Source organism: Deltaproteobacteria bacterium PRO3 (assembly GCA_030263375.1).
Classification (GTDB): Bacteria; UBA10199; UBA10199; order DSSB01; family DSSB01; genus DSSB01.
In genome coordinates this window covers 1-17964 of the sequence record SZOV01000016.1, presented here as the reverse complement: position 1 = coordinate 17964, position 17964 = coordinate 1, and the positions used below count along the sequence as shown (strand labels likewise).

The window sequence follows — 17964 nt, the reverse complement described above, 5'->3', positions numbered from 1 at the left end:
GACCCCATGAAGAAAATCGAAGCGATCATCAAGCCCTTCAAGCTCGATCCCGTCAAAGAGGCCCTGCAGGCCGCCGGCGTCATGGGACTCACCGTGACCGAGGTCAAGGGCTTCGGCCGGCAGAAGGGCCACACCGAGCTCTACCGCGGCGCCGAGTACGTGGTGGACTTCCTGCCCAAGATCAAGCTGGACATCGTCGTCAACGACGCGGACGTGCCCAAGGTCATCGAGGCCATCGAGAAGGCCGCCAAGACCGGCCAGATCGGCGACGGCAAGATCTTCGTCTCGGCGATGGATCAGGTCATTCGCATCCGCACGGGCGAGACCGGCGGCAACGCCATTTGACGCGAGCCGCTCACTGCGGCGCGGGCACCCAGCGAATCTCCATCTCCTCCCGGCCTTCCATGGCGCGACGCAGGGCCCCCATCAACTCGGGGTCGGCGCCCTCCTCTTCCAGGTAATCCAAGGTATCGATATTGAGGTAATAGTCCCGGTCCGAGTCGGCTTCCTCCTCGAGGTGATCCGCCAAGAAGCGGAATTGATCCTCGGTGATCTCGGCCACCAATCGTTCGCGGTCCTTCTCGAAGAGCTTCACCATGGGAGACCTCCTTCGTTTCGGAGATTCTAACCTTCCGGCAAGGAGGAACAGAAGGGGGAATTTTTACTTTTCAGGAAAAAAGAGGGATAGACCCAAGACTTTGGCCAGCCTTTGCAGCCCGAGATCCAAGGTCCACAGGCGGGCCTCGCCTTGAAGGGCCGATGCCAAAATCATGCGGTCCACCAGGCCCGGAACTGAAATTCCGGACTTTCTCGCCCGAGCGGCGAAGTTTGCGATCACATCCCAGGTAGCGACTAGGTTCCAATCGGGATCGACCCTGTCCATCGCGTCAAAAGACTTTTGAAGGCGGTCTCTAAGTTTCGGGTTGATTTTCCCGGAGAAAACCTCCGCGCGAACCGGGAGACAAGTGACGACGGATCCCTCTTGAATCAGGAACTCGAGAGCTCGTTGCGAAACGGAATCTTTAGGGCCGAAAAATTCGATCCACACGGAGGTATCGACCAAGACCCTCATCGACCGCGCATCTTCTTGAGATCTTTTTGGGTCAATTTAAGGGCATTGGAACCCTTGAACTTCAGGAGACCTTCCACGCGTTTTTTTCGGATCAAGGCCTCGAGGCCCATGACCACCGCTTGGGTCTGTGTGGGGGCCCCGCTCAACCGGACAGCTTCTTTGAGCAGTTTTTCGGGCAGGTTCATCGAAGTTCTCATGGGATCACCTCGATATGCTTGTTATACCCAAAATGTATGCCTGTCAATTTGTCCGCTCCCGGCGTGAAAAAATGGGGGCCTCGGGGGCCCCCGTGGTCACGGAGATAATCATGACCTTGTGTTGACCTAACTCAGTGCGAATCTCCGCCGCCGCCGTGCGTGGCGCCCAGATGCTGATGCACCGCGTTCGGGAAATTGGCGATCACCTGGGCCCGCTGCGCGTCCTCGCTCTGGGCCAGGAAGTCCACGCCCGTGAGCAGGAGGTCGTACTTCGTGCCGATCAGGACCTGCTTCGAATCCTCACCCTCGTGGAAGTGCAGGGGATGCTCGACCGTCTCGCCGTCGTGCCTCGAATGGAAGGCCCCGCTCAAGACCACCGGCTCGACGGTGTCGATGTGGAAGTCGCCGCTCGCCGCGTCCTTGGTCCAGGTGCCGGCCAGGTGGAAGCTCTCCGGGAAGGACGAGCTGCCGCCGCCGTGGTCCTCGCCCTCGTGATTCTTGATCGCCGCGCCCTCCGCGCCGGGGGCCAGGGTCAGCTCATAGGCGCAATAGGCGACCTTCGGGATCTCGTGCTCGCCCAGCAGGTGACTGATCAGGTCCTCACCCAGGTAGTCCTGGCTGGAGTTGATCTCAAGGGTCTGATCGAGGCCCGGTTGGCACTCGGGGTCCTCGCCGTCCGAGATCAGCTTGAAAGACTTCCAGTTCACCTTCGCCTCCTTCAGCTTCACGGTGTAACCCAAGTCGTTGACGAAGCTCTTGCTGCCATCCACGTCGGCGGCCAACTCGCTGCCATCGTGCAGGTGTTGGACGACGGAGAATTGCAGCTCGCCGATCTCGGCCGAGGCGCCGGGGTTGGCGTCGTCGATCAGGCTGTTGCCGCTGCAGCCCGCGAGAAGCACGGCGCAGGAAAGTAACGTAAAGGTTTTCCGTTTCAGGTTCATAAAGGCTCCGTTTCAAACGGGGCGAATTTCGCCCCTCGGTTAAAAGAAGTAATCGACGTTGAAGTTGAACCCCGCCAGCACGTCGCTGAGCAGCGAGGTCGAGGTTTTGGACAGGGCCACGCCCGGCTTCACTTCGAGGGTATCCAGCACGGAGACCCGGGCACCGAAGGTGGTGATCAGGTCGTCGCGCAGGTAGAGGATGAGGCCGGGAGTGACGTAGGCCTTGGTCGAGCCGCTCGCGAACACATCGTCGCGAATGCTGGTCGAGCCCTGGAAGGCCACGAACAGATGCAGGGGGATCTTGCCCTTGATCACCGGGATGTTGGCGCCCACCTGGTAGTCGAGCGTGGGACTCACCTGGTCCGCGGCCGCCAGCGTCGTGCCCACGGTGGTGTAGAAATCCACCGGGCCCAAACCCGCCGTGTAGTTGAGGAAGGGGGAGACCAGCACGTCGCCGGCGCCCAGCCCCTTGGCCTCGTCGCCAGTGGGGAAGGAGAAGCCGCCGCCGAGGGTGAGGTTCATCCGCGAGCTCGGTTGCGACCACAGCAGGCCCTTAAAGCTCAGGGAGATATCCCCGATCCCGTCCGAGCGCGGGAGAAATTTCTCCCGGATCGAGAGGAAGGGCAGCCGCATCCCGACGCTGAAGCGCCGGTGCACGGCATATTCCCCCGCCAGCTGGTAGCGCAGGACCTCCCCCAAGCCATCGTCCAGGGCGTCGACGTTGAAGGTAAAGGACAAGAAGGTTCGCGGCGGCCGCGATTGCGTGGAGAAGGGGTTGTAGAAATTCGATCCCCCGCCGCCGTGGCCGGACACGTGGTGCGCCGCCGCCTGGCCGAGTCCCGTCGTGACGACGAGCGCGGCGCAGAGCAGCGCGACAAGGCGTTGCATAACTATTCCTTTGGGGCCGAGGACGCGGGCGCATGGGCGCGCGCCTCGGCGATGCATCATGTTCGAAAATAAAATTAGAAAGAGGGGATTAAGCCTTGGGGGGGGGCGGATCGAGGCCGGCGGGGACGCCGACCAAGGCGAAGACATCGCCCAGCTCGAAACAGAGGGAGCGGGGCTGGAATACAACCAAGGACTCCTGAGGAAGGAAGGGCTCGCCGCGAAAGCTCAAGACCTCGCGGCGCTGCTGGCGCGAGCAGTCGGGATTCACCCAGACGGGGACTTCCTCGTCGGCAACGCGAGCCTCGAGGGCGTGGTTGTGGGCCGGACCCTCATGGTGCGCAGGACCCGCCTCGGCCGTCGCGCCGTGGGCCTCATGTCCCGCGCCCGGCTGCGCATGAGAAACTTCGTGTCCCGCGTGGCCAGCATGTTGGCGGTGATCCATGGCCTCGGCCTTAAAACTTGGTCCTCTGGGTCGCTTCTTCAAGTCGCAGCCGTGGATGCACCGGCGCCCCGAGAGGTTGCAGCCGCAGGCTTCATGTTGTCCTAGGGCCAAGGCGTAGGAATAGGGATAGGCCTGCCCGAAGCTGATCAGGAAGAAAAAGAGGACGACAAACCACTTGTGACGCAAAAGACCCATCGATCCGGGCCTTACGCGACCGAAGGAAGGGCTGTCAAGCCATTCGGAAAATCGCCCAGAAAGGGCTTGCAGAAAATTTCGAAATTGCTCAGGCTGCGACCGTGCGGCGCTTTAGCCTTCCATTCAAGCTCTGCCTGCTGGCCCTCCTTGCGGCCTTCTGTCTCGCCTCCGTCGAGTGGCACCGCGACCACGAAATCTCCGCCCAAGGCCCTTGCCAGGAGTGCTGCGTGCAATGCTGCCCCTCGCACCACCTGGCGCCCGTCGCGGCATCTCGCTTGCTCCTGAGCCATCCCGATCCGGTGGATCGGCGGGCGCCCGATCCTCCCTTGCCGCACCTCGAGACCCATCCTCGGCGCGTCGACCGGCCTCCGATCGCCTGACCCCGCTTCGCCTCTTCATTTAGCCTTAAACAAAACGATCGCGGAATTCCCGCGGAGGTACGCTTATGTTTGCCCGCACATGGCGACGCTCGGCAGGGGCCTGGGCCCTTGTCCTGGCCGTCGCCCTCGCCGCCCTACCCCAACGCGCCGCGAGTGAAACCGCCTGCGCGATTCACAGCGCCCAAGAGCTGGTCGCTTGCGCCCTGGAACGACACCCCGACCTCGCCGTCGCGGCCCAGGCCGAGGCGCGCGACCGGACTTTGCCGGACATCGCGCGGCAGCGACCCAACCCCGAGCTCGACAGCCGGATCCTGGGCGGCAAGAGCGCCGACGATTCGCTCGTCACCACCGAGACCACCCTCTTCACCGTTTGGGAGCTGGGCGGGAAGCGCCGCTCCCGCGTCGCCGCCGCCCAGGCGCAGGGCCGCGCCGCCCGGGCCGAGACCTTGGCCGTGCGCGAGCGCGTCCTGCTCGAGACGGTATTGGCGCTGCATCGGCTGCGGCAGATTCGCTCCGAGCTCGCCCACATCGAGGAAACCCTCGCCGTCTTCGGCAAGATCCTCCGGCTCTATCGGGGGCGGCCCTTCCTCACGCCGGAGCAAGAGGTCTCGCTGGCCTCCTTCGAACTGGCCGGCGAAGACTACAAGCTGAGGAGAAGCCGGCTGACTCAAGATAAATTCAACCTGCTGGGCGCCCTTCGGATCGCCACGAGGCATCCCTTGGAAGATGTCGAAAGGTTCTTGCCGCCCGCTCCGCGGCGCTGGACCGCCTTCGACGGACCCGCGGCCGGCGGGCCGCCGAGCAACGCGGCGCTGGAGAAGGCCGAGGCCGCGCGGGAGGAAGCGGAGGCGAAGGCCCGCCTCGCCCGATCCGAGGCCTGGCCGGACCTGCGCCTCGGCCCCACCCTCGAGACCGAATCCCTCTCCCACGCGACCAAGACCACGGGCGGCCTGCATTTCGCCCTACCCCTCCCCGTCCTCAACCGCAACGCCGGGGGCCAAGCCTACGCTCAGGCCGAAAAAATCCGCGCCGAAAGCGCCTTGGCCGCGGAGCGCGGCAGGCAGGCCGTCGACCGCGAAAGCTGGCTCTCGCGCTACCGCGCGGCCCGCAAGGCCCTCGCGCAGACGCCCTCGCCCGCGGCGCTGGGCCCGCGGCACGCCCAGGTCGAGGCCTTTTTCGAAAAGGGCCTGGTGCCGAGCACGCTGGTGATCGAGATCCACCGCCAGATCAACGACGTCGCCCAAACCTATCACGAGCAGGAGCTTGCCGCCCTCGAGGCGCTGTGGCGGCTCTACATCCTCGAAGGCCGCGCCTTCGCGGAAAAAATCTGAACGGAGCGAAACATGATCGAAGGCATCGTCAAATTTTCCGTCAAAAACCAGGTCGTCGTCCTGGTACTGACCGCGATCTTCCTCGCCGCCGGCGGTCTGGCTTACACACGCCTCTCGGTGGACGCCCTGCCGGACATCACAAACGTCCAGGTCACGGTCAACACCATGGTGGAAGGCCTCGCGCCCGAGGAGAGCGAGCGCTACGTCACCGCGCCGATCGAGGCGGCGATGAACGGCATCTCCAGCGTGACGCACCTCCGCTCGCTCACCAAATTCGGCCTCTCCCAGGTGACCGTGAATTTTGAAGACGGCACCGACATCTACCAGGCGCGGCAGCAGGTGGCCGAACGCCTGCAAACGGTCCTGCCCGGCCTGCCTCCCGGACTCCAGCCCCGCCTGGGCCCGATCACGACGGGACTGGGCGAGATCTACTTCTACACGGTGGAGGCCGAAAAAGTCGAAACCGGCGAAGCCCGGCGCCGCCAGCTGATGGAGCTGCGCGCCCTGCAGGAATGGCTGATCCGACCGCGGCTGCTGACGGTCAAGGGAGTGGCCGGCGTCGACACGACGGGCGGCTACGAAAAGCAATTCCACGTCCAACCCGACATCCAGAGGATGTCCGAGCTGGGTATCGGTTTCGACGAGATCGAAAAGGCCCTCGCCGCCGCCAACCGCAACGCCGGCGGCGGCTACATCCAGCAAGACGGGCGGCAGCTGATCATTCAAGCCCTGGGCCTCTTCCAGAGCCCCGAGGACATCGCGCAGGTGCCGGTCCTCACGCTGAGCAATCTCAAAACCGTGAAGCTAGGCGACATCGCCAAGGTCGAGCTGGGCTACCCGCTGCGGGTCGGGGCGGCCCTGGTGGACGGCCGCGAGGCGATCCTGGGAATGGTCTATTTGATGGCGGGGGACAACAGCCGCAAGGTGGCCCGCGCGGTCGACGCACAGGTCGAGGAAATCCGCAAGGTCCTCCCTCCCGGCATCCGGATCGAAACGCTGTACGACCGCTCCGAGCTGGTCGACGCCACGCTTAGGACCGTCCTGAAAAATCTCGGTTCCGGGGCGCTCTTGGTAGTCGCCGTGCTCTTGCTGATGGTCGGCAACCTGCGCGCGGCCCTCATCACCGCCGCCATGATCCCGTTGTCGTTGTTATTCACCTTCATCCTGATGAACTACTTCGGGATCTCCGGAAACCTCATGAGCCTCGGGGCCCTCGACTTCGGCATCATCGTCGACGGCGCGGTGATCGTGCTGGAGAACTGCGTGCGCCGCACCCACGCGCGCGCCCTCGAGAAAGGCGCGGCGCTGACCCGGGCCGAGGTCCGCGACACCGTGCTTACCGCCACCGTCGAGACGCGCCGCTCCGCCGGCTTCGGCGAGCTGGTCATCCTGGTCGTCTTCATCCCGATCTTCGCCCTGGGCGGGATCGAGGGGAAGATGTTCCAACCGATGGCCGCCGCCTTCGCCTTCGCCATCCTGGGGGCCCTGATCTTCTCCTTCACCACCGCCCCCGCCCTGGCGAGCCTCCTGCTGAAGGGCTCGCCCCACGAGCGCCAACCTTGGCTGATGCGCGGCTTCCAGGCGCTGTACCGTCCGCTGCTGGACTTCTCGCTGCGCTTTCGCGGCCCCGTCCTGGCGTTCGGCGCGATCCTGGTCGGACTGGCCCTGTGGCTCTTCCTGCGGATGGGCTCCGAATTCGTCCCGCAGCTCAACGAGGGCTCGATCGTGATCATGCTCCACCGCGACGCCAACATCGGCGTGGACGCCGCGGTGGAAATGCAGGCTCGTTCCGAAAAGATCATCCGCGAATTTCCGGAGGTGAAACGCGTCTTCTCGCGGATCGGCACCGCCGAGGCGGCCACCGACCCGATGGGGATCTACCTGGCCGACACCTTCCTCATGCTGAAGGAGTCGAAGGAATGGCCCAAAGTCGACGGCAGGCGCCGGACCAAGGACGAGCTGGCCGAGGCCGTCGTCGCCAAGCTCCAGACGGAGATCCCCGGGCAGGACGCGATCCTCACCCAACCCATCCAGATGCGCTTCAACGAGCTGCTCGAAGGGACCCGCTCCGACGTGGCGGTGAAGCTCTTCGGTGACGACTTAAATCAGCTCCTGGAGCTCTCCGCGAAGGCGGAGGAACTGCTCAAGGAGATCCCGGGCGCCGGCGACGTCGAGGCGGAGATGTCCGACACCTCGCCGGTCCTGCAGATCCGACCGCGGCGCGCGACGCTCGAGGCGATGGGGCTTTCCACCGGCGTGGTCCTGGAGGCGGTGGAGACGGCCTTGGGCGGCAAGGAGCTGGGATATTTCTTCGAGGGGGTGCGGCGCTTCCCGATCGTCCTGCGCCTGGATGAGGCGAGCCGCTCCGACGTCGCGACCTTGAAGCGCATCCCCGTCGAGGTGGGCCCCAACCTCACGCTTCGCCTGGACGAGCTGGCCGAAGTCGCCGAAGTGGAGGGCTTCGCTACCATCTTTCGCGAAAACGGTCGGCGGCGCACCGCCATCCTGGTCAACCCCCGCGACCGGGACACGGAGGGCTTCGTCCTGGAGGCCCAGCGGGTCCTGCGCGAGCGGCTCCCCTTGCCGGAGGGGATGTATTTCGAGTGGGGCGGAAATTTCAAAAACCTGCAGCAGGCCCGCAACCGCCTCATGGTCTTGAGCCCCATCGTCCTGGCCCTCATCTTCGTCATGATCTACGTGGTGTTTCGCAGCGCGACGCAGACCCTCCTCATCTTCACCGGAGTGCCCTTCGCCTTGGTCGGCGGCGTCTTGGCGCTTTACCTGCGCGACATGCCCTTCAGCATCTCGGCGGGGGTCGGCTTCATCGCCCTCTCCGGCATCGCGATCCTGAACGGAGTGGTGCTGATCAGCACCTACCATCAGCTGGGCGGCGGAGGTCTCGGCGGAAAGGAGTTGGCGCGGCAGGGGGCCCTGCTGCGACTGCGGCCGGTCTTGATGACGGCCCTCGTGGATGTCTTCGGGTTTTTGCCGATGATGCTCTCGCGGGGCATCGGGGCGGAGGTGCAAAGACCCTTGGCGACGGTGGTGATCGGCGGGGTGATCTCGTCGACGCTGCTCACCCTGCTGCTCCTGCCGGCGGCCTACTCGTTGTTGGATCGCGGCAAGCTCAACCGCGCCGCACGACCAACATGACCACGTCTTCGCCCGCCTCGATCAGCTGGATCTCGTAGCCGAAGAGCTGGACTTTGACCGGGCTGGTCGGCTTGCGGTGGTTTTTGCTGGTGAGGATGATCTCGTTCTCCTCGCCCGCCTGACTGACCTTGATGCGCATGCCGACCTCGCCTTCGCCGCCGCAGTCGTAGCCGCCCTTGCACAGCGTGTTGATGAACTCGGTGGTCTGGAGCTTGAGGGGCTTCGAGGTGTCTCTCACCACGGCAGTCTGGTTCACTCCGATCAAGAAGCTTTGGTTGAGCTCGATATTGATTTCGTTGCTGGCGAGGTCCTTGACCGGCGCCAGGTTGCCGGTCGCCTTGACGCTGGTGGCGGTGAAGACGCCGGGGCCTCCCGAGCGTCCTTCGACCTCCACGCTGTCGCCCTCCTTGATGTCCTGGAAGGTCGCCTTCCCCTGCAGGGTGCTGAAGCGGGTGCCTCCGGTGACGTAGACCCGGGTGACGGGCGGGACGTCCAGCCCGAAGCTGTGGCTGCCGTAATTGACGTTGCGGACGATCCCGCGCAGAGTCTCGGCGTGAAGCGCTGAAGCGGCGAGCAGGATCGAAAAAAACGAGAGAAATCGGAGGCAAGAGGTCTTCATGGGGGGCTCCCTGTCTTAGGTTGGGGCTTATCTTACTACGCCTTGGGACTTGGGAAAAACCTGAAATGTTAGGCTGTAGGGGCGAACACCAGGTTCGCAGATTTCCCTTGGTCTCGACGCCGCCTGCTGATATTTTTCGCGCCGATCCGGGCTCTTCACATTCAATTCAGGCGGAGGTCCTCATGAAGGCCGTCAATTTCCTATTTTTCATCATCTTTTTGGTCATCGGCGAACTGATCGCCGTGGCGGTGGGCGCCGCGGTGCATCCCGCCCTGGGCGGCCTACTGGGCGTCGGGGCCTTCTTCATCGCCCTCTTCCTGGCCATCGCCATCAAGATCGCCTACCAGTGGGAGCGGGCCGTCATCCTGCGCCTGGGCAAATACTCCAGCACCAAGGGGCCCGGCCTTTTCTTCATCGTGCCCATCCTCGACACCGCCATCTTCGTCGACACCCGCATCCTGACCATGGACATCCCGGCGCAACAGGTCATCACCCGCGACAACGTGCCGGTCTCGATCAACGGCGTCGTCTACTTCAAGGTCAGCAAGGTCGAGGACGCCATCATCAAGGTACAGAACTACCGCGTCGCCATGATGCAGTACGCCCTCACCGTGCTCCGCGACATCATCGGCGAGATGACCCTGGACGAGCTGCTCTCCGAGCGCCAGCGAATCAGCGACCAGATCGGCAAGGCGGTCGAGTCCCAGGCCGCGGCCTGGGGCCTGGACGTCGACACGATCAAGCTGCAGGACATCGACATGCCGGAAGAATTGAAGAAGATGATGAGCCGTCAGGCCAGCGCCGAGCGCGAGAAGCGCGCGACGATCACCAAGGCCGAAGGCGACAAGGAGGCTGCGCTCAACCTGGCCGCCGCCGCCACGACGATGGCCACCAGCCCCGGCGCCATGCAGCTGCGCACCCTTCAGACCATCGATGGCCTGGGGCCGACCGCGTCCAACACGGTGGTCTTGGCGGTGCCCATCGAGCTCATGGAGCTGGCCAAGTTCGCCGGGCAGGCTTTCAAGAAGCAGGCCGGATAATTCGAAAAGCAAGTCATCTCGGGCCGCTCCCGCGTGGAAGGGGGCGGCCCTTATTATTTTCCGCTACTGCGACGTCAAGAAAAAGGCCGCTGCCCTTGATGGCAGCGGCCTTTTTAATCACGGTCTGGTCGAGGGATTACTGCGCCAAATCCATGCGCACGATCCGGTTGCCGCCGAACAGCGTGACGCCGTAGAGCAGGCCGTCCGCGGGATTCTCCTGCAACCCGGTCAGGCCCTCGATGTGGCCGATGTGCTCGTCCGCCGTGACCTGGTCGAAGATGTTCAGGGTCAGCAGGCGAACCCAGCCCTTGAAGAATTCGTTGTAGATCAGCTTGTTGGTAAAAACCCCGCCGTACTGATCCCCGGTGTAGTAGGCCGCGACCATGATGGACTCGCCGCCCGAGCTGTTGTCTTCGGGATCTTGGTCGTTGAAGGTGTTGTCGCCGTGGCGATAGCCGTGGATGGGGTTGACGAAGCTCGGGTTATTGGGCACGCAGGGACCCTCACAGTTCGGCCAGCCGTAGTTTTCGCCGGCGAAGTAGAGGCAGTTGATCTCCTCGAAACCTCCGGCCCCGACGTCCCCCATGAACAAGTCGCCTTCGTCATCCACCACCAAGGTAAAGGGATTGCGGAGTCCCAGGGCGTAGACCGTGTCTTCGGCGATCGGAGTCGGCGCCGACGGGTTGCTGCGGTCGAAGCGAATCCTGTGGATCTTGCCGAGGGGATTGCCGGGATCCTGACTAACGGCCTCGTTAAGATCGCCGGCCCCATCTCCAACCCCGACGAAGAGGTTTTTGGATTCGCCGAAGACCATGCTGCCGCCGTTATGGTTTTCTCCGGGATTGCTGACCTCACTCTTCAGGAAGGTAGCGAGAACATCCTCAGCGCCCAGGGAAAAAGTATCGCCGGCGACATTGACGTTCACCTGCCGGCGGACGACGCGGTTTCCGCTGCCATCGGGGAGGGTGTAGTAAAAATAGACATAGCCGTTTTGCGCGTAGTCCGGATCCGCCGCCACGTTGAGTAGGCCCTGTTCGTTGCCCGTCCCGACGCTGATCGAGACGGTCTGCGAGAGCGGCGTCAGGTCGGAGCGGAGATAGTAGACCGTGCCCGTGCCGTCGTTGCCCCAGGTGATGATAATCGCCTCGCCGCCCCGCCCCGGCAGGAATTCCAGGTCGATCAAATCGAAGGCCAAGGGCACGCCCACCTCGGTGAAAACCACCTGCGTCGTGGTGCCGCCCCCGCCGCCGCCACCGCCTCCGCCCCCACCACCCCCTCCGCCACCCCCGCCACCGTTGTCGGCGGTGCCGCCGGAGCCGCAGGCCCCCAGGGCGAGCGAGCCCGCGGTCAGAAGACAGGTCGCGACGTATTTCCATCGATTGCGCATAATTACCTCAATTTGTTTCGCGCGGAGCGCCGGGCGAAAGGTTAAGCTATTTCACGAGCGAGGCAAAGCCCCGCGCCGTTTGTCGGGCGCAGCGATTCAAAACACCGATATGCCGCGCCGTCAAGGCCTCGATATCGCGCCACTTCTCCTCCAGGCCCGCGGCGGCGATCTCGGCGCGGCCCTCGCGATGCCACTCCGCGATCATCGCGGGCGTCATCTCGGCGTGGAATTGCAGGCCGTAGGCCTTGTCCCCGTAGCGAAAGGCCTGGTGGAGGAAGAGCTCGGAGGAGGCCAGGAGCTGGGCGCCCGAGGGCAGCTCGAAGGTCTCGCCGTGCCACTGGAACATCTCAAGGCGCGGCGGAAAATCGCCGAAGAGCGGGTCGCCCCGGGCCTCGGGGCGCGTCCAGAGGGGATACCAGCCGATCTCTTTTTGCGCCCCGGGATAGACCCGCATGCCTAAGGCCTTCGCCAAGAGCTGGGAGCCCAGGCAGACGCCCAGAAAGGGCAGATCCGCCTGGAGCGTCTCCTCGATCAAGCGAAGCTCCTCACGGATGAAGGGAAGCCGTCCCGCGTCGTTGGCGCTCATCGGTCCGCCCATCACGACGACGCCGTCGTAGGCGCCGGGGGCAATTTGGAGGCGGCTTAGGTCCTCGCGCCAGGATTCGATCGTTTGCAGCTCGAGGCCCGCCTCGCGGAAGGCCGCCTCGAAGGCGCCGAGGCCTTCATGAGGGACGTGTTGAAAGATCAGGAGCTTTGGCATAGAGCCAAGTCCGTAGGGGCCGTTCGCGAACGGCCCCTACAGGGGTCGCCCGAGATGGACGCTACGTTTCAAAAAAACTTCCGCAAAAAACTCCTCGATTGGTACCAAAAATACAAGCGCGATCTCCCCTGGCGCCGCAGCCGCGACCCCTACGCCATCTGGGTGAGCGAGATCATGCTGCAGCAGACCCAGGTCGCCACCGTCATTCCCTACTACGAACGATTCTTGAAAAAGTTCCCGACGATCGCCGCCCTCGCCCGCGCCGAGGAAGAGGATGTCTTGGCCCTATGGGCCGGCCTGGGCTACTACCGACGCGCCAAGCTCTTGCAGCGCGGCGCGCGGGCCGTGGCCGAGCGCCACGGCGGGAGGCTCCCCGACGACCCCGAGGCCCTGCGGGAACTCCCCGGCATCGGGCCCTACACCGCGGGCGCCATCGCCTCCATCGCCTTCCAGCGGCCCAGCCCCTTGGTCGACGGCAACGTCGTCCGTGTCCTCTCGCGGGTCTTCGCGCGGAAGGGCCATGCGAAGGATGCACGCCTGCAGAAGGAAATTTGGGCCCTCGCCGCCGACCTGGTCGACCCCGAGCACCCGGGCGACTTCAACCAGGCCCTGATGGAACTGGGCGCGACCCTCTGCCGCGTCGCCCTGCCCTCCTGCGAGCGCTGTCCCGTCCAAGGCCTCTGCGCGGCCCGCGGCGACGGCGAGCCCGAGGCCTTTCCCGAGAGTCCCCCGCCGCAAAAGACGCTGAGGCTGCAACGCGCGGCGGCCGTTGCCCTGCGGGGCGGGTCGGTCCTGCTGGTCAAGCCCCGCGCCGCCCGCTGGTTCCAGGGCCTCTGGGGCCTGCCCCACGAGTATTGTGCCGAGGCGCCGGCCACCGAGACCGCGCTGGGCGAGTGCCTGCGAAGCCACCTGGGCCTGGCCCTCCTCCGGCCCCAAGCCCTGCCCGCCACCACCCACGCGATCACCCAGCACCGCATCACCACCTGGGCCTGGAGCGGGGAGGCCCGGGGCCGCCTCAAGGCTGCGGGTCCCTACGAGGAGGCGCGATTTTTCACGAAAAAGGAACTGGCGGGGGCCGCCCTGCCCAATTTCGACCGCAAGGTCTTGGCGGCGGCAAAGCTAATCTAGGATGGACTTTCCGGGCGGGGCTGTGGCAGGGTCGCAACTCTCGTGGGGAAAAGGGCCGAAAATGAGTACAGAGGCCTGGGATTCCCCCCGAATCGAGGGCCTCCAAAGGTGTGTCGTCTATGACCCATAAAGTCCCCCATCCCGCCCATCCCGAGATCCGGCCGGGTTCCGTCCTGGGTTCGGAGAGCCTTCCCTTTGAATCGCTGATTTTTTCGAATGACTCCGCAGGCCCCGCTACCGGCGAGGCCGCCGCGACGGAAAACGGCCGCTCCCGCTACGTTTCCGGCGAAGACCCCGCGCGCCGGGTGGCCGAAACGCCGCGTCCGGCCTTCTCCAAACTGTTTCGGCCGCAATCCTAGCCGAACCATTGCCTAATAATTGAAACCGCTGCGGCGGATGTGCACCATCGGCTGCCCCTCTTCCTCGTTGCTGGCGTTCACCACCTCGGCGACGAAGATCTGGTGGTCGCCCGCGTCGTACTGGTGGCGCAGCTCGCATTCCAGGAAGCAGAGGCAGTTTTTCAGGATGGGCACGCCCAGCGATTGCCGCTCGGTCTTGATGCCGGAGAAGGGATCCTGGCCCGGCTCGAAGCCGCGGCCGAAATGGGATAGCATGTCCTTCTGCCCGGTGTGCAGGATGTTGAGGGCGAGCTTCTTGGAGTGCTGGATCATCTCGGCCACCGGACGGCCCCGCTTCACGGCGAAGGAGACCATCGGAGGCTCGAAGCTCACCTGCTGGAACCACGAGGCCAGCATGGCGCCGGGCATGTCCTTGTCTTGCGTGGTGAGGACGGCGACCCCGCTGGCGATGCGTCCCAGGGCCTGGCCGATTTTGTCTTTAGGAGTGGGTTCCGACATAAATGCGCTCCTCTCAAGGTTTTGAAAAGCGACGTGATTCTATTTTATCCGGGCACTGGCAACGATTTTACAACCTTTATCAACCCGTATCGCTTCCATTTTAAGGATCTCTCCCCTCCCTTGAAAAGGCCAGAAAATTCTCCAACAATCCTTTGACCGCGGGTCTTTCCCGGTCTTAATATCCGCTCGTTCCGATCCCTACCTAAAACCTTATTTCGGAGGCTCCTCATGCGGTGGAAATTATCCCTAGCGGCACTGGCACTGCCTATGATGATCGGCGGCGCGGCCCAGGCCGCGACCTTCGTGGTCAACCGATTCGATGACCCGGCCCCCCTGCCGGCCCCCAACGGCTGCAATACCGGGGGCTCCTGCTCCCTGCGCGAGGCGGTGCTGGCCGCCAACGCCTTGCCCGATCTCGACACCATTCAACTGGATGCCGGCACCTACGACTTAAGCATCCCCGAGGCCGGCAATCCCGAAAGCGGCGACCTCGACGTGGATTTCGGCGTGATCCTTCAAGGCCAAGGCCCCGGGGTCACCATCATTAACGGGGTCCAGCCGGCACTCAACGACCGCATCCTCGAAGCCGGCGGGGCGGGCGGGGTCCTCACCTTCAGCGGCTTGACCGTCCAGAACGGAAGCGCCGGCGACGGCGGCGGGATCTACGTGCCCAGCAACGGATACCTGGTCACGGTCTCCGATTGCGAGATCACAGGCAACCAAGCCGTAACCAGCGGGGGCGGCCTCTACCTCTCTTCTCCCGCCACGATCGAAAATTCCAACATCGACGGCAACACCCTGGATAATGGTCCGGGCGGCGGCGTTTTTTTCAGCAGCGGCGGCGGCCTGAACATCCGCAACAGCACCGTGAACGGCAACACCGTCACCAACAGCGGAACCGGAGGGGGATTGTTTTTCTCCGCGGGGGGAACGCTGGAGGCGACCGAGTCGCAGTTCAACGGAAACACCATGGACAGCGGTTCCGGCGGCGGCCTCTTTTGCAGCGGCGGAAGCCCCATCGCGCTCAGCCAAGTGGAGGCCTCCAACAACACCCTCACCAACGGCGGCTCCGGCGGCGGGGTGTTTTTTGGCGCCAGCTCCCTCATCGCCACCGACCTGACCGCCAATACCAACACTGTCGACAACGGCGGCACCGGCGGCGGCGTTTTTTTCAGCGGCAGCAACATCACCGTTTCCGGCCTGACGGTCACCGGAAATCAAATGCCCGGCGGTGGTTCCGGCGGCGGTGCCTTTATCAGCGGCAGCAACGTCACGGTGAATGACGCCACCGCCTCCGGAAACTCCATCCAGGGCGGCGGTTCCGGCGGCGGCCTTTACCTTTCCGCCAGCAACGTCGTCCTCCTCAACTCCGTGGTCGACGGGAACAGTGCCGACGTTCAGGCGGGAGTTTTCGCGAGCGGTACCAACGTCGATTTCACCAATATTACCGTGAGCGGAAATTTGGCCCTCTTCGACGGCGGCGGCGTCTACGTCGGCGCGAGCGATGCCCAATTCAGCAATGTCACGATCGTCGACAACCAGGCCGACTCCGACAACAACGGATCCGGCAGCGGCGGCGGTCTTTTCAATTCGGGCACCCTCACCCTCCGCAACAGCATCCTCGCCCAAAACACGGCCAACGCCGGGATGGGGCCGGATTGCTTCGGTGGGCCCATTACCTCCGACGGCTACAACATCATCGGTTCCGACGCGGACTGCACCATTACGCCCCCGCAGGGCGACCCGGCCTCGACCGATCTCTACGGCGTTGATCCCCTGCTCGGCCCGCTAGCCGACAACGGCGGACCCACCCAAACTCGCGCCCTGCTCGCCGGCAGCCCGGCGATCGACGGCGGCGACCCCGCAGGTTGCGTCGACGGCAACGGCTCCGCGGTCACCACCGACCAGCGCGGCCAGATCCGTCCCAGCGGCCCGCGCTGCGACATCGGCGCTTTCGAGCTGGGTTCGTCGGATCTCGAGATCGTCAAGACGGCCAGCGCCGCCCAAGTCGACACGGGCGACGAATTCTCCTACACGCTCACGATCACCAACAACGGCCCCGGCAAAAACTTCGACATCGAGGTCTCGGACGCCGTCCCGGCGGAACTCGCTTTGGTCTCGGTCGGCTCCGATCAGGCGGACTGCAGCTCCGCCGGCAACACCGTCACCTGCACCTTAGCCGAACTCGATGCCGGGGATTCCTTCGTCGTGGAAATCATCGTCGCGGCGAACGAGGAAGGCGACGTCGAGAACACCGCCACGGTCCAGGGCTCGGAGCAGGATCCTGACCCGGCCAACAACACCTCCTCGGTGCTCGTCAGCGTCGGACCGGCCAACCCCGATCTCTCCGGAGGCGGTTGCGCGGTATCCCCCGCGACGCCCTCGCGATACGGGGCCTGGACGGCCTTGGGTGCGGCGGCCTTGCTCGTCGCAGCCTGGCGGCTGCGCCGGAGCCGATTCGCGGAATAATTCCGCCTCTAGGAAATCCTTAGGGCGCCTCGCCGGAGGCGCCCTTTTTTTTCGCGCCAACACCCTTGCAGTCCGCGGATTGACCGGCCCCAGGGATCATTATATAGGTGTCGCGATGCCAAGCGCCGAAACCAGGATCCCCATCGAGGCCTCGCCGACGGCGCGGACCCTCGCCTGGGAAGAAAACCAGGAAGAGCTCTACGAGCTGAGCGGCGCCGACCGCAAAAATTTCCTCAATGCCTACGTCACCCAGGACATCAAGAATTTGGCGGTCGACCGCACGACCGCCGCCGCCTTTCTCACCCAAAAAGGAAAACTGGTCAGCACGGTCCGAGCGCTCAACCTGCCCGAGCGGATCCTCCTGCTCTTCCCACGGGGTTACGGCGCAAAGACCGAGGCCCATTTGGCCACCTACTTGATGTTCGCCAACGCGACCCTGAAGCGGATCGATGGGGAGTTCGCCCATTTCGCCCTGGCGGGACCCAAGACCAGGGCCTTGTTGGAGTCCCGCTGCGGGCTGACGCTCGCGCCCGAGGCCCGGACCGTCGCGCGCGCCCGCTGGGGCGAGGCCGAGGTCTTGCTTTTTCCCCACGTCGACGATCCGGAGCGCTGGGACCTCCTGGCCCCCGCCGCGACGGCCTCGATGCTGCGCGAGCAGATCTCCGCCTGGCGCGCGGCGGACGAGTTGGACGAGGCCGCTCCCGAGGCGCTCGAGCTCCGGCGCCTCGAGCTGGGCCTCCCCAGGTTGGGCGTGGACATGGGCGAGGACAACCTGGTCGCCGAGGTCGGCCTCGACGAGCGGGCGACCAGCTTCAACAAGGGCTGCTATCTCGGCCAAGAGACCACCGCCCGGGTGCAGAGCCGCGGCCACGTCAACCGCAAGCTGACCCGGGTGCGGCTCGACCAGGCTTTTTCCGGGCCCTTGCCCGTAGAAGTGTTTCAAGGCGATAAAAAGGTCGGGATGTTGACTTCGGCGGCGGAATCGCCGAGGTACGGCGGGTGGATCGGCCTGGCGACGGTGGCCTTGAGCGCGTGGGAGAACCCCAAAAAGGTCTTTGCAGCTGGAGGCCACGGAAAGGTTTTCCTCGAGAAATTGTAGGGGCGA

Annotated in this window: 18 protein-coding genes and 2 pseudogenes; 10 read left to right on the top strand and 10 right to left on the bottom strand. The window is 64.5% G+C overall.

Annotated features, from left to right (window positions below):
* The first annotated feature begins 6 nt into the window (after window positions 1–6).
* Complete coding sequence (locus FBR05_04545) at window positions 7–345, top strand: P-II family nitrogen regulator (GenBank protein ID MDL1871453.1); 339 nt, start codon at window positions 7–9, stop codon at window positions 343–345.
* A gap of 10 nt (window positions 346–355) precedes the next feature.
* Here FBR05_04545 and FBR05_04540 read toward each other — a convergent pair whose 3' ends face one another.
* From FBR05_04540 to FBR05_04515, 6 genes and pseudogenes are all read right to left on the bottom strand, one after another.
* Window positions 356–598 (bottom strand): galactosyldiacylglycerol synthase, encoded by a 243-nt coding sequence (locus tag FBR05_04540; GenBank protein MDL1871452.1) that lies wholly within the window; start codon window positions 596–598, stop codon window positions 356–358.
* A 63-nt stretch (window positions 599–661) separates the two neighbouring features.
* Window positions 662–1072, bottom strand: coding sequence for a PIN domain nuclease (locus FBR05_04535; GenBank protein ID MDL1871451.1), 411 nt, complete (start codon window positions 1070–1072; stop codon window positions 662–664).
* Window positions 1069–1269, bottom strand: a complete 201-nt coding sequence (locus FBR05_04530) for a type II toxin-antitoxin system VapB family antitoxin (protein ID MDL1871450.1) — start codon at window positions 1267–1269, stop codon at window positions 1069–1071. Before FBR05_04530 ends, FBR05_04535 begins: the two co-directional genes overlap by 4 nt.
* A 131-nt stretch (window positions 1270–1400) precedes the next feature.
* Complete coding sequence (locus FBR05_04525; GenBank protein MDL1871449.1) at window positions 1401–2210, bottom strand: hypothetical protein; 810 nt, start codon at window positions 2208–2210, stop codon at window positions 1401–1403.
* 39 nt (window positions 2211–2249) lie between these two features.
* Window positions 2250–3245, bottom strand: coding sequence for a transporter (locus FBR05_04520; protein ID MDL1871448.1), 996 nt, complete (start codon window positions 3243–3245; stop codon window positions 2250–2252).
* Window positions 3246–3405: 160 nt separating this feature from the next.
* Window positions 3406–3540: pseudogene (locus tag FBR05_04515) on the bottom strand (DUF305 domain-containing protein).
* A gap of 296 nt (window positions 3541–3836) precedes the next feature.
* Between FBR05_04515 and FBR05_04510 the strand changes: the two are divergent.
* The 3 genes from FBR05_04510 to FBR05_04500 all read left to right on the top strand — a co-directional run bounded on the left by FBR05_04510 (window position 3837) and on the right by FBR05_04500 (window position 8599).
* On the top strand, window positions 3837–4115 hold the full coding sequence (locus FBR05_04510; GenBank protein MDL1871447.1) for a hypothetical protein: 279 nt from the start codon (window positions 3837–3839) through the stop codon (window positions 4113–4115).
* Between the two features lie 65 nt (window positions 4116–4180).
* Complete coding sequence (locus FBR05_04505) at window positions 4181–5446, top strand: hypothetical protein (protein MDL1871446.1); 1266 nt, start codon at window positions 4181–4183, stop codon at window positions 5444–5446.
* 12 nt (window positions 5447–5458) lie between these two features.
* Window positions 5459–8599 (top strand): efflux RND transporter permease subunit, encoded by a 3141-nt coding sequence (locus FBR05_04500; protein ID MDL1871445.1) that lies wholly within the window; start codon window positions 5459–5461, stop codon window positions 8597–8599.
* On the opposite strand, the gene FBR05_04495 is transcribed toward FBR05_04500, so the two are convergent.
* Window positions 8574–9218 (bottom strand): hypothetical protein, encoded by a 645-nt coding sequence (locus FBR05_04495; GenBank protein MDL1871444.1) that lies wholly within the window; start codon window positions 9216–9218, stop codon window positions 8574–8576. The genes FBR05_04500 and FBR05_04495 overlap by 26 nt on opposite strands.
* Window positions 9219–9283: 65 nt before the next feature.
* Here FBR05_04495 and FBR05_04490 point away from each other — a divergent pair, with 65 nt between their 5' ends.
* Window positions 9284–10258 carry a slipin family protein gene (locus tag FBR05_04490; GenBank protein ID MDL1871443.1) on the top strand — a complete coding sequence of 325 codons (975 nt, stop codon included), beginning with the start codon at window positions 9284–9286 and terminating at the stop codon, window positions 10256–10258.
* Between the two features lie 136 nt (window positions 10259–10394).
* Here FBR05_04490 and FBR05_04485 read toward each other — a convergent pair whose 3' ends face one another.
* Complete coding sequence (locus FBR05_04485; protein ID MDL1871442.1) at window positions 10395–11480, bottom strand: PQQ-dependent sugar dehydrogenase; 1086 nt, start codon at window positions 11478–11480, stop codon at window positions 10395–10397.
* Here FBR05_04485 and FBR05_04480 point away from each other — a divergent pair.
* Window positions 11477–11553, top strand: a pseudogene (locus FBR05_04480) (polymer-forming cytoskeletal protein). The gene FBR05_04485 and the pseudogene FBR05_04480 overlap by 4 nt on opposite strands.
* A 138-nt stretch (window positions 11554–11691) precedes the next feature.
* On the opposite strand, the gene FBR05_04475 reads toward FBR05_04480, so the two are convergent.
* Complete coding sequence (locus FBR05_04475) at window positions 11692–12405, bottom strand: amidotransferase (protein ID MDL1871441.1); 714 nt, start codon at window positions 12403–12405, stop codon at window positions 11692–11694.
* Here FBR05_04475 and mutY point away from each other — a divergent pair.
* Window positions 12370–13533 (top strand): A/G-specific adenine glycosylase, encoded by a 1164-nt coding sequence (gene mutY / locus FBR05_04470; GenBank protein MDL1871440.1) that lies wholly within the window; start codon window positions 12370–12372, stop codon window positions 13531–13533. The genes FBR05_04475 and mutY overlap by 36 nt on opposite strands.
* Window positions 13534–13652: 119 nt before the next feature.
* Window positions 13653–13892 carry a hypothetical protein gene (locus tag FBR05_04465; protein ID MDL1871439.1) on the top strand — a complete coding sequence of 80 codons (240 nt, stop codon included), beginning with the start codon at window positions 13653–13655 and terminating at the stop codon, window positions 13890–13892.
* A 12-nt stretch (window positions 13893–13904) separates the two neighbouring features.
* Here the strand turns inward: FBR05_04465 and FBR05_04460 are convergent, their stop codons facing one another.
* Window positions 13905–14390 (bottom strand): flavin reductase family protein, encoded by a 486-nt coding sequence (locus tag FBR05_04460; GenBank protein ID MDL1871438.1) that lies wholly within the window; start codon window positions 14388–14390, stop codon window positions 13905–13907.
* Window positions 14391–14618: 228 nt separating this feature from the next.
* On the opposite strand from FBR05_04460, the gene FBR05_04455 reads away from it, so the two are divergent.
* Together FBR05_04455 and FBR05_04450 are read left to right on the top strand one after the other, a co-directional pair.
* The gene (locus FBR05_04455) at window positions 14619–16859 is read left to right on the top strand and encodes a DUF11 domain-containing protein (GenBank protein MDL1871437.1); all 2241 of its coding nucleotides are present in this window, start codon (window positions 14619–14621) and stop codon (window positions 16857–16859) included.
* The gene (locus tag FBR05_04450) at window positions 16579–17958 is read left to right on the top strand and encodes a hypothetical protein (GenBank protein MDL1871436.1); all 1380 of its coding nucleotides are present in this window, start codon (window positions 16579–16581) and stop codon (window positions 17956–17958) included. The genes FBR05_04455 and FBR05_04450 overlap by 281 nt, the downstream gene beginning before the upstream one ends.
* Window positions 17959–17964: the final 6 nt, after the last annotated feature.

Excerpts from the sequence above, each read along its gene's own strand:
- FBR05_04525 (MDL1871449.1), bottom strand. The coding sequence starts at position 2,210 with ATGAACCTGAAACGGAAAACCTTTACGTTACTTTCCTGCGCCGTGCTT.
- FBR05_04530 (MDL1871450.1), bottom strand. The coding sequence starts at position 1,269 with ATGAGAACTTCGATGAACCTGCCCGAAAAACTGCTCAAAGAAGCTGTC.
- FBR05_04540 (MDL1871452.1), bottom strand. The coding sequence starts at position 598 with ATGGTGAAGCTCTTCGAGAAGGACCGCGAACGATTGGTGGCCGAGATC.
- FBR05_04495 (MDL1871444.1), bottom strand. The coding sequence starts at position 9,218 with ATGAAGACCTCTTGCCTCCGATTTCTCTCGTTTTTTTCGATCCTGCTC.
- FBR05_04465 (MDL1871439.1), top strand. The coding sequence starts at position 13,653 with ATGACCCATAAAGTCCCCCATCCCGCCCATCCCGAGATCCGGCCGGGT.
- FBR05_04450 (MDL1871436.1), top strand. The coding sequence starts at position 16,579 with ATGCCGGGGATTCCTTCGTCGTGGAAATCATCGTCGCGGCGAACGAGG.
- FBR05_04460 (MDL1871438.1), bottom strand. The coding sequence starts at position 14,390 with ATGTCGGAACCCACTCCTAAAGACAAAATCGGCCAGGCCCTGGGACGC.
- FBR05_04490 (MDL1871443.1), top strand. The coding sequence starts at position 9,284 with ATGTTAGGCTGTAGGGGCGAACACCAGGTTCGCAGATTTCCCTTGGTC.
- FBR05_04535 (MDL1871451.1), bottom strand. The coding sequence starts at position 1,072 with ATGAGGGTCTTGGTCGATACCTCCGTGTGGATCGAATTTTTCGGCCCT.
- FBR05_04500 (MDL1871445.1), top strand. The coding sequence starts at position 5,459 with ATGATCGAAGGCATCGTCAAATTTTCCGTCAAAAACCAGGTCGTCGTC.
- FBR05_04520 (MDL1871448.1), bottom strand. The coding sequence starts at position 3,245 with ATGTCTTCGCCTTGGTCGGCGTCCCCGCCGGCCTCGATCCGCCCCCCC.
- FBR05_04475 (MDL1871441.1), bottom strand. The coding sequence starts at position 12,405 with ATGCCAAAGCTCCTGATCTTTCAACACGTCCCTCATGAAGGCCTCGGC.
- FBR05_04505 (MDL1871446.1), top strand. The coding sequence starts at position 4,181 with ATGTTTGCCCGCACATGGCGACGCTCGGCAGGGGCCTGGGCCCTTGTC.
- FBR05_04455 (MDL1871437.1), top strand. The coding sequence starts at position 14,619 with ATGCGGTGGAAATTATCCCTAGCGGCACTGGCACTGCCTATGATGATC.
- FBR05_04545 (MDL1871453.1), top strand. The coding sequence starts at position 7 with ATGAAGAAAATCGAAGCGATCATCAAGCCCTTCAAGCTCGATCCCGTC.
- mutY (MDL1871440.1), top strand. The coding sequence starts at position 12,370 with ATGAGGGACGTGTTGAAAGATCAGGAGCTTTGGCATAGAGCCAAGTCC.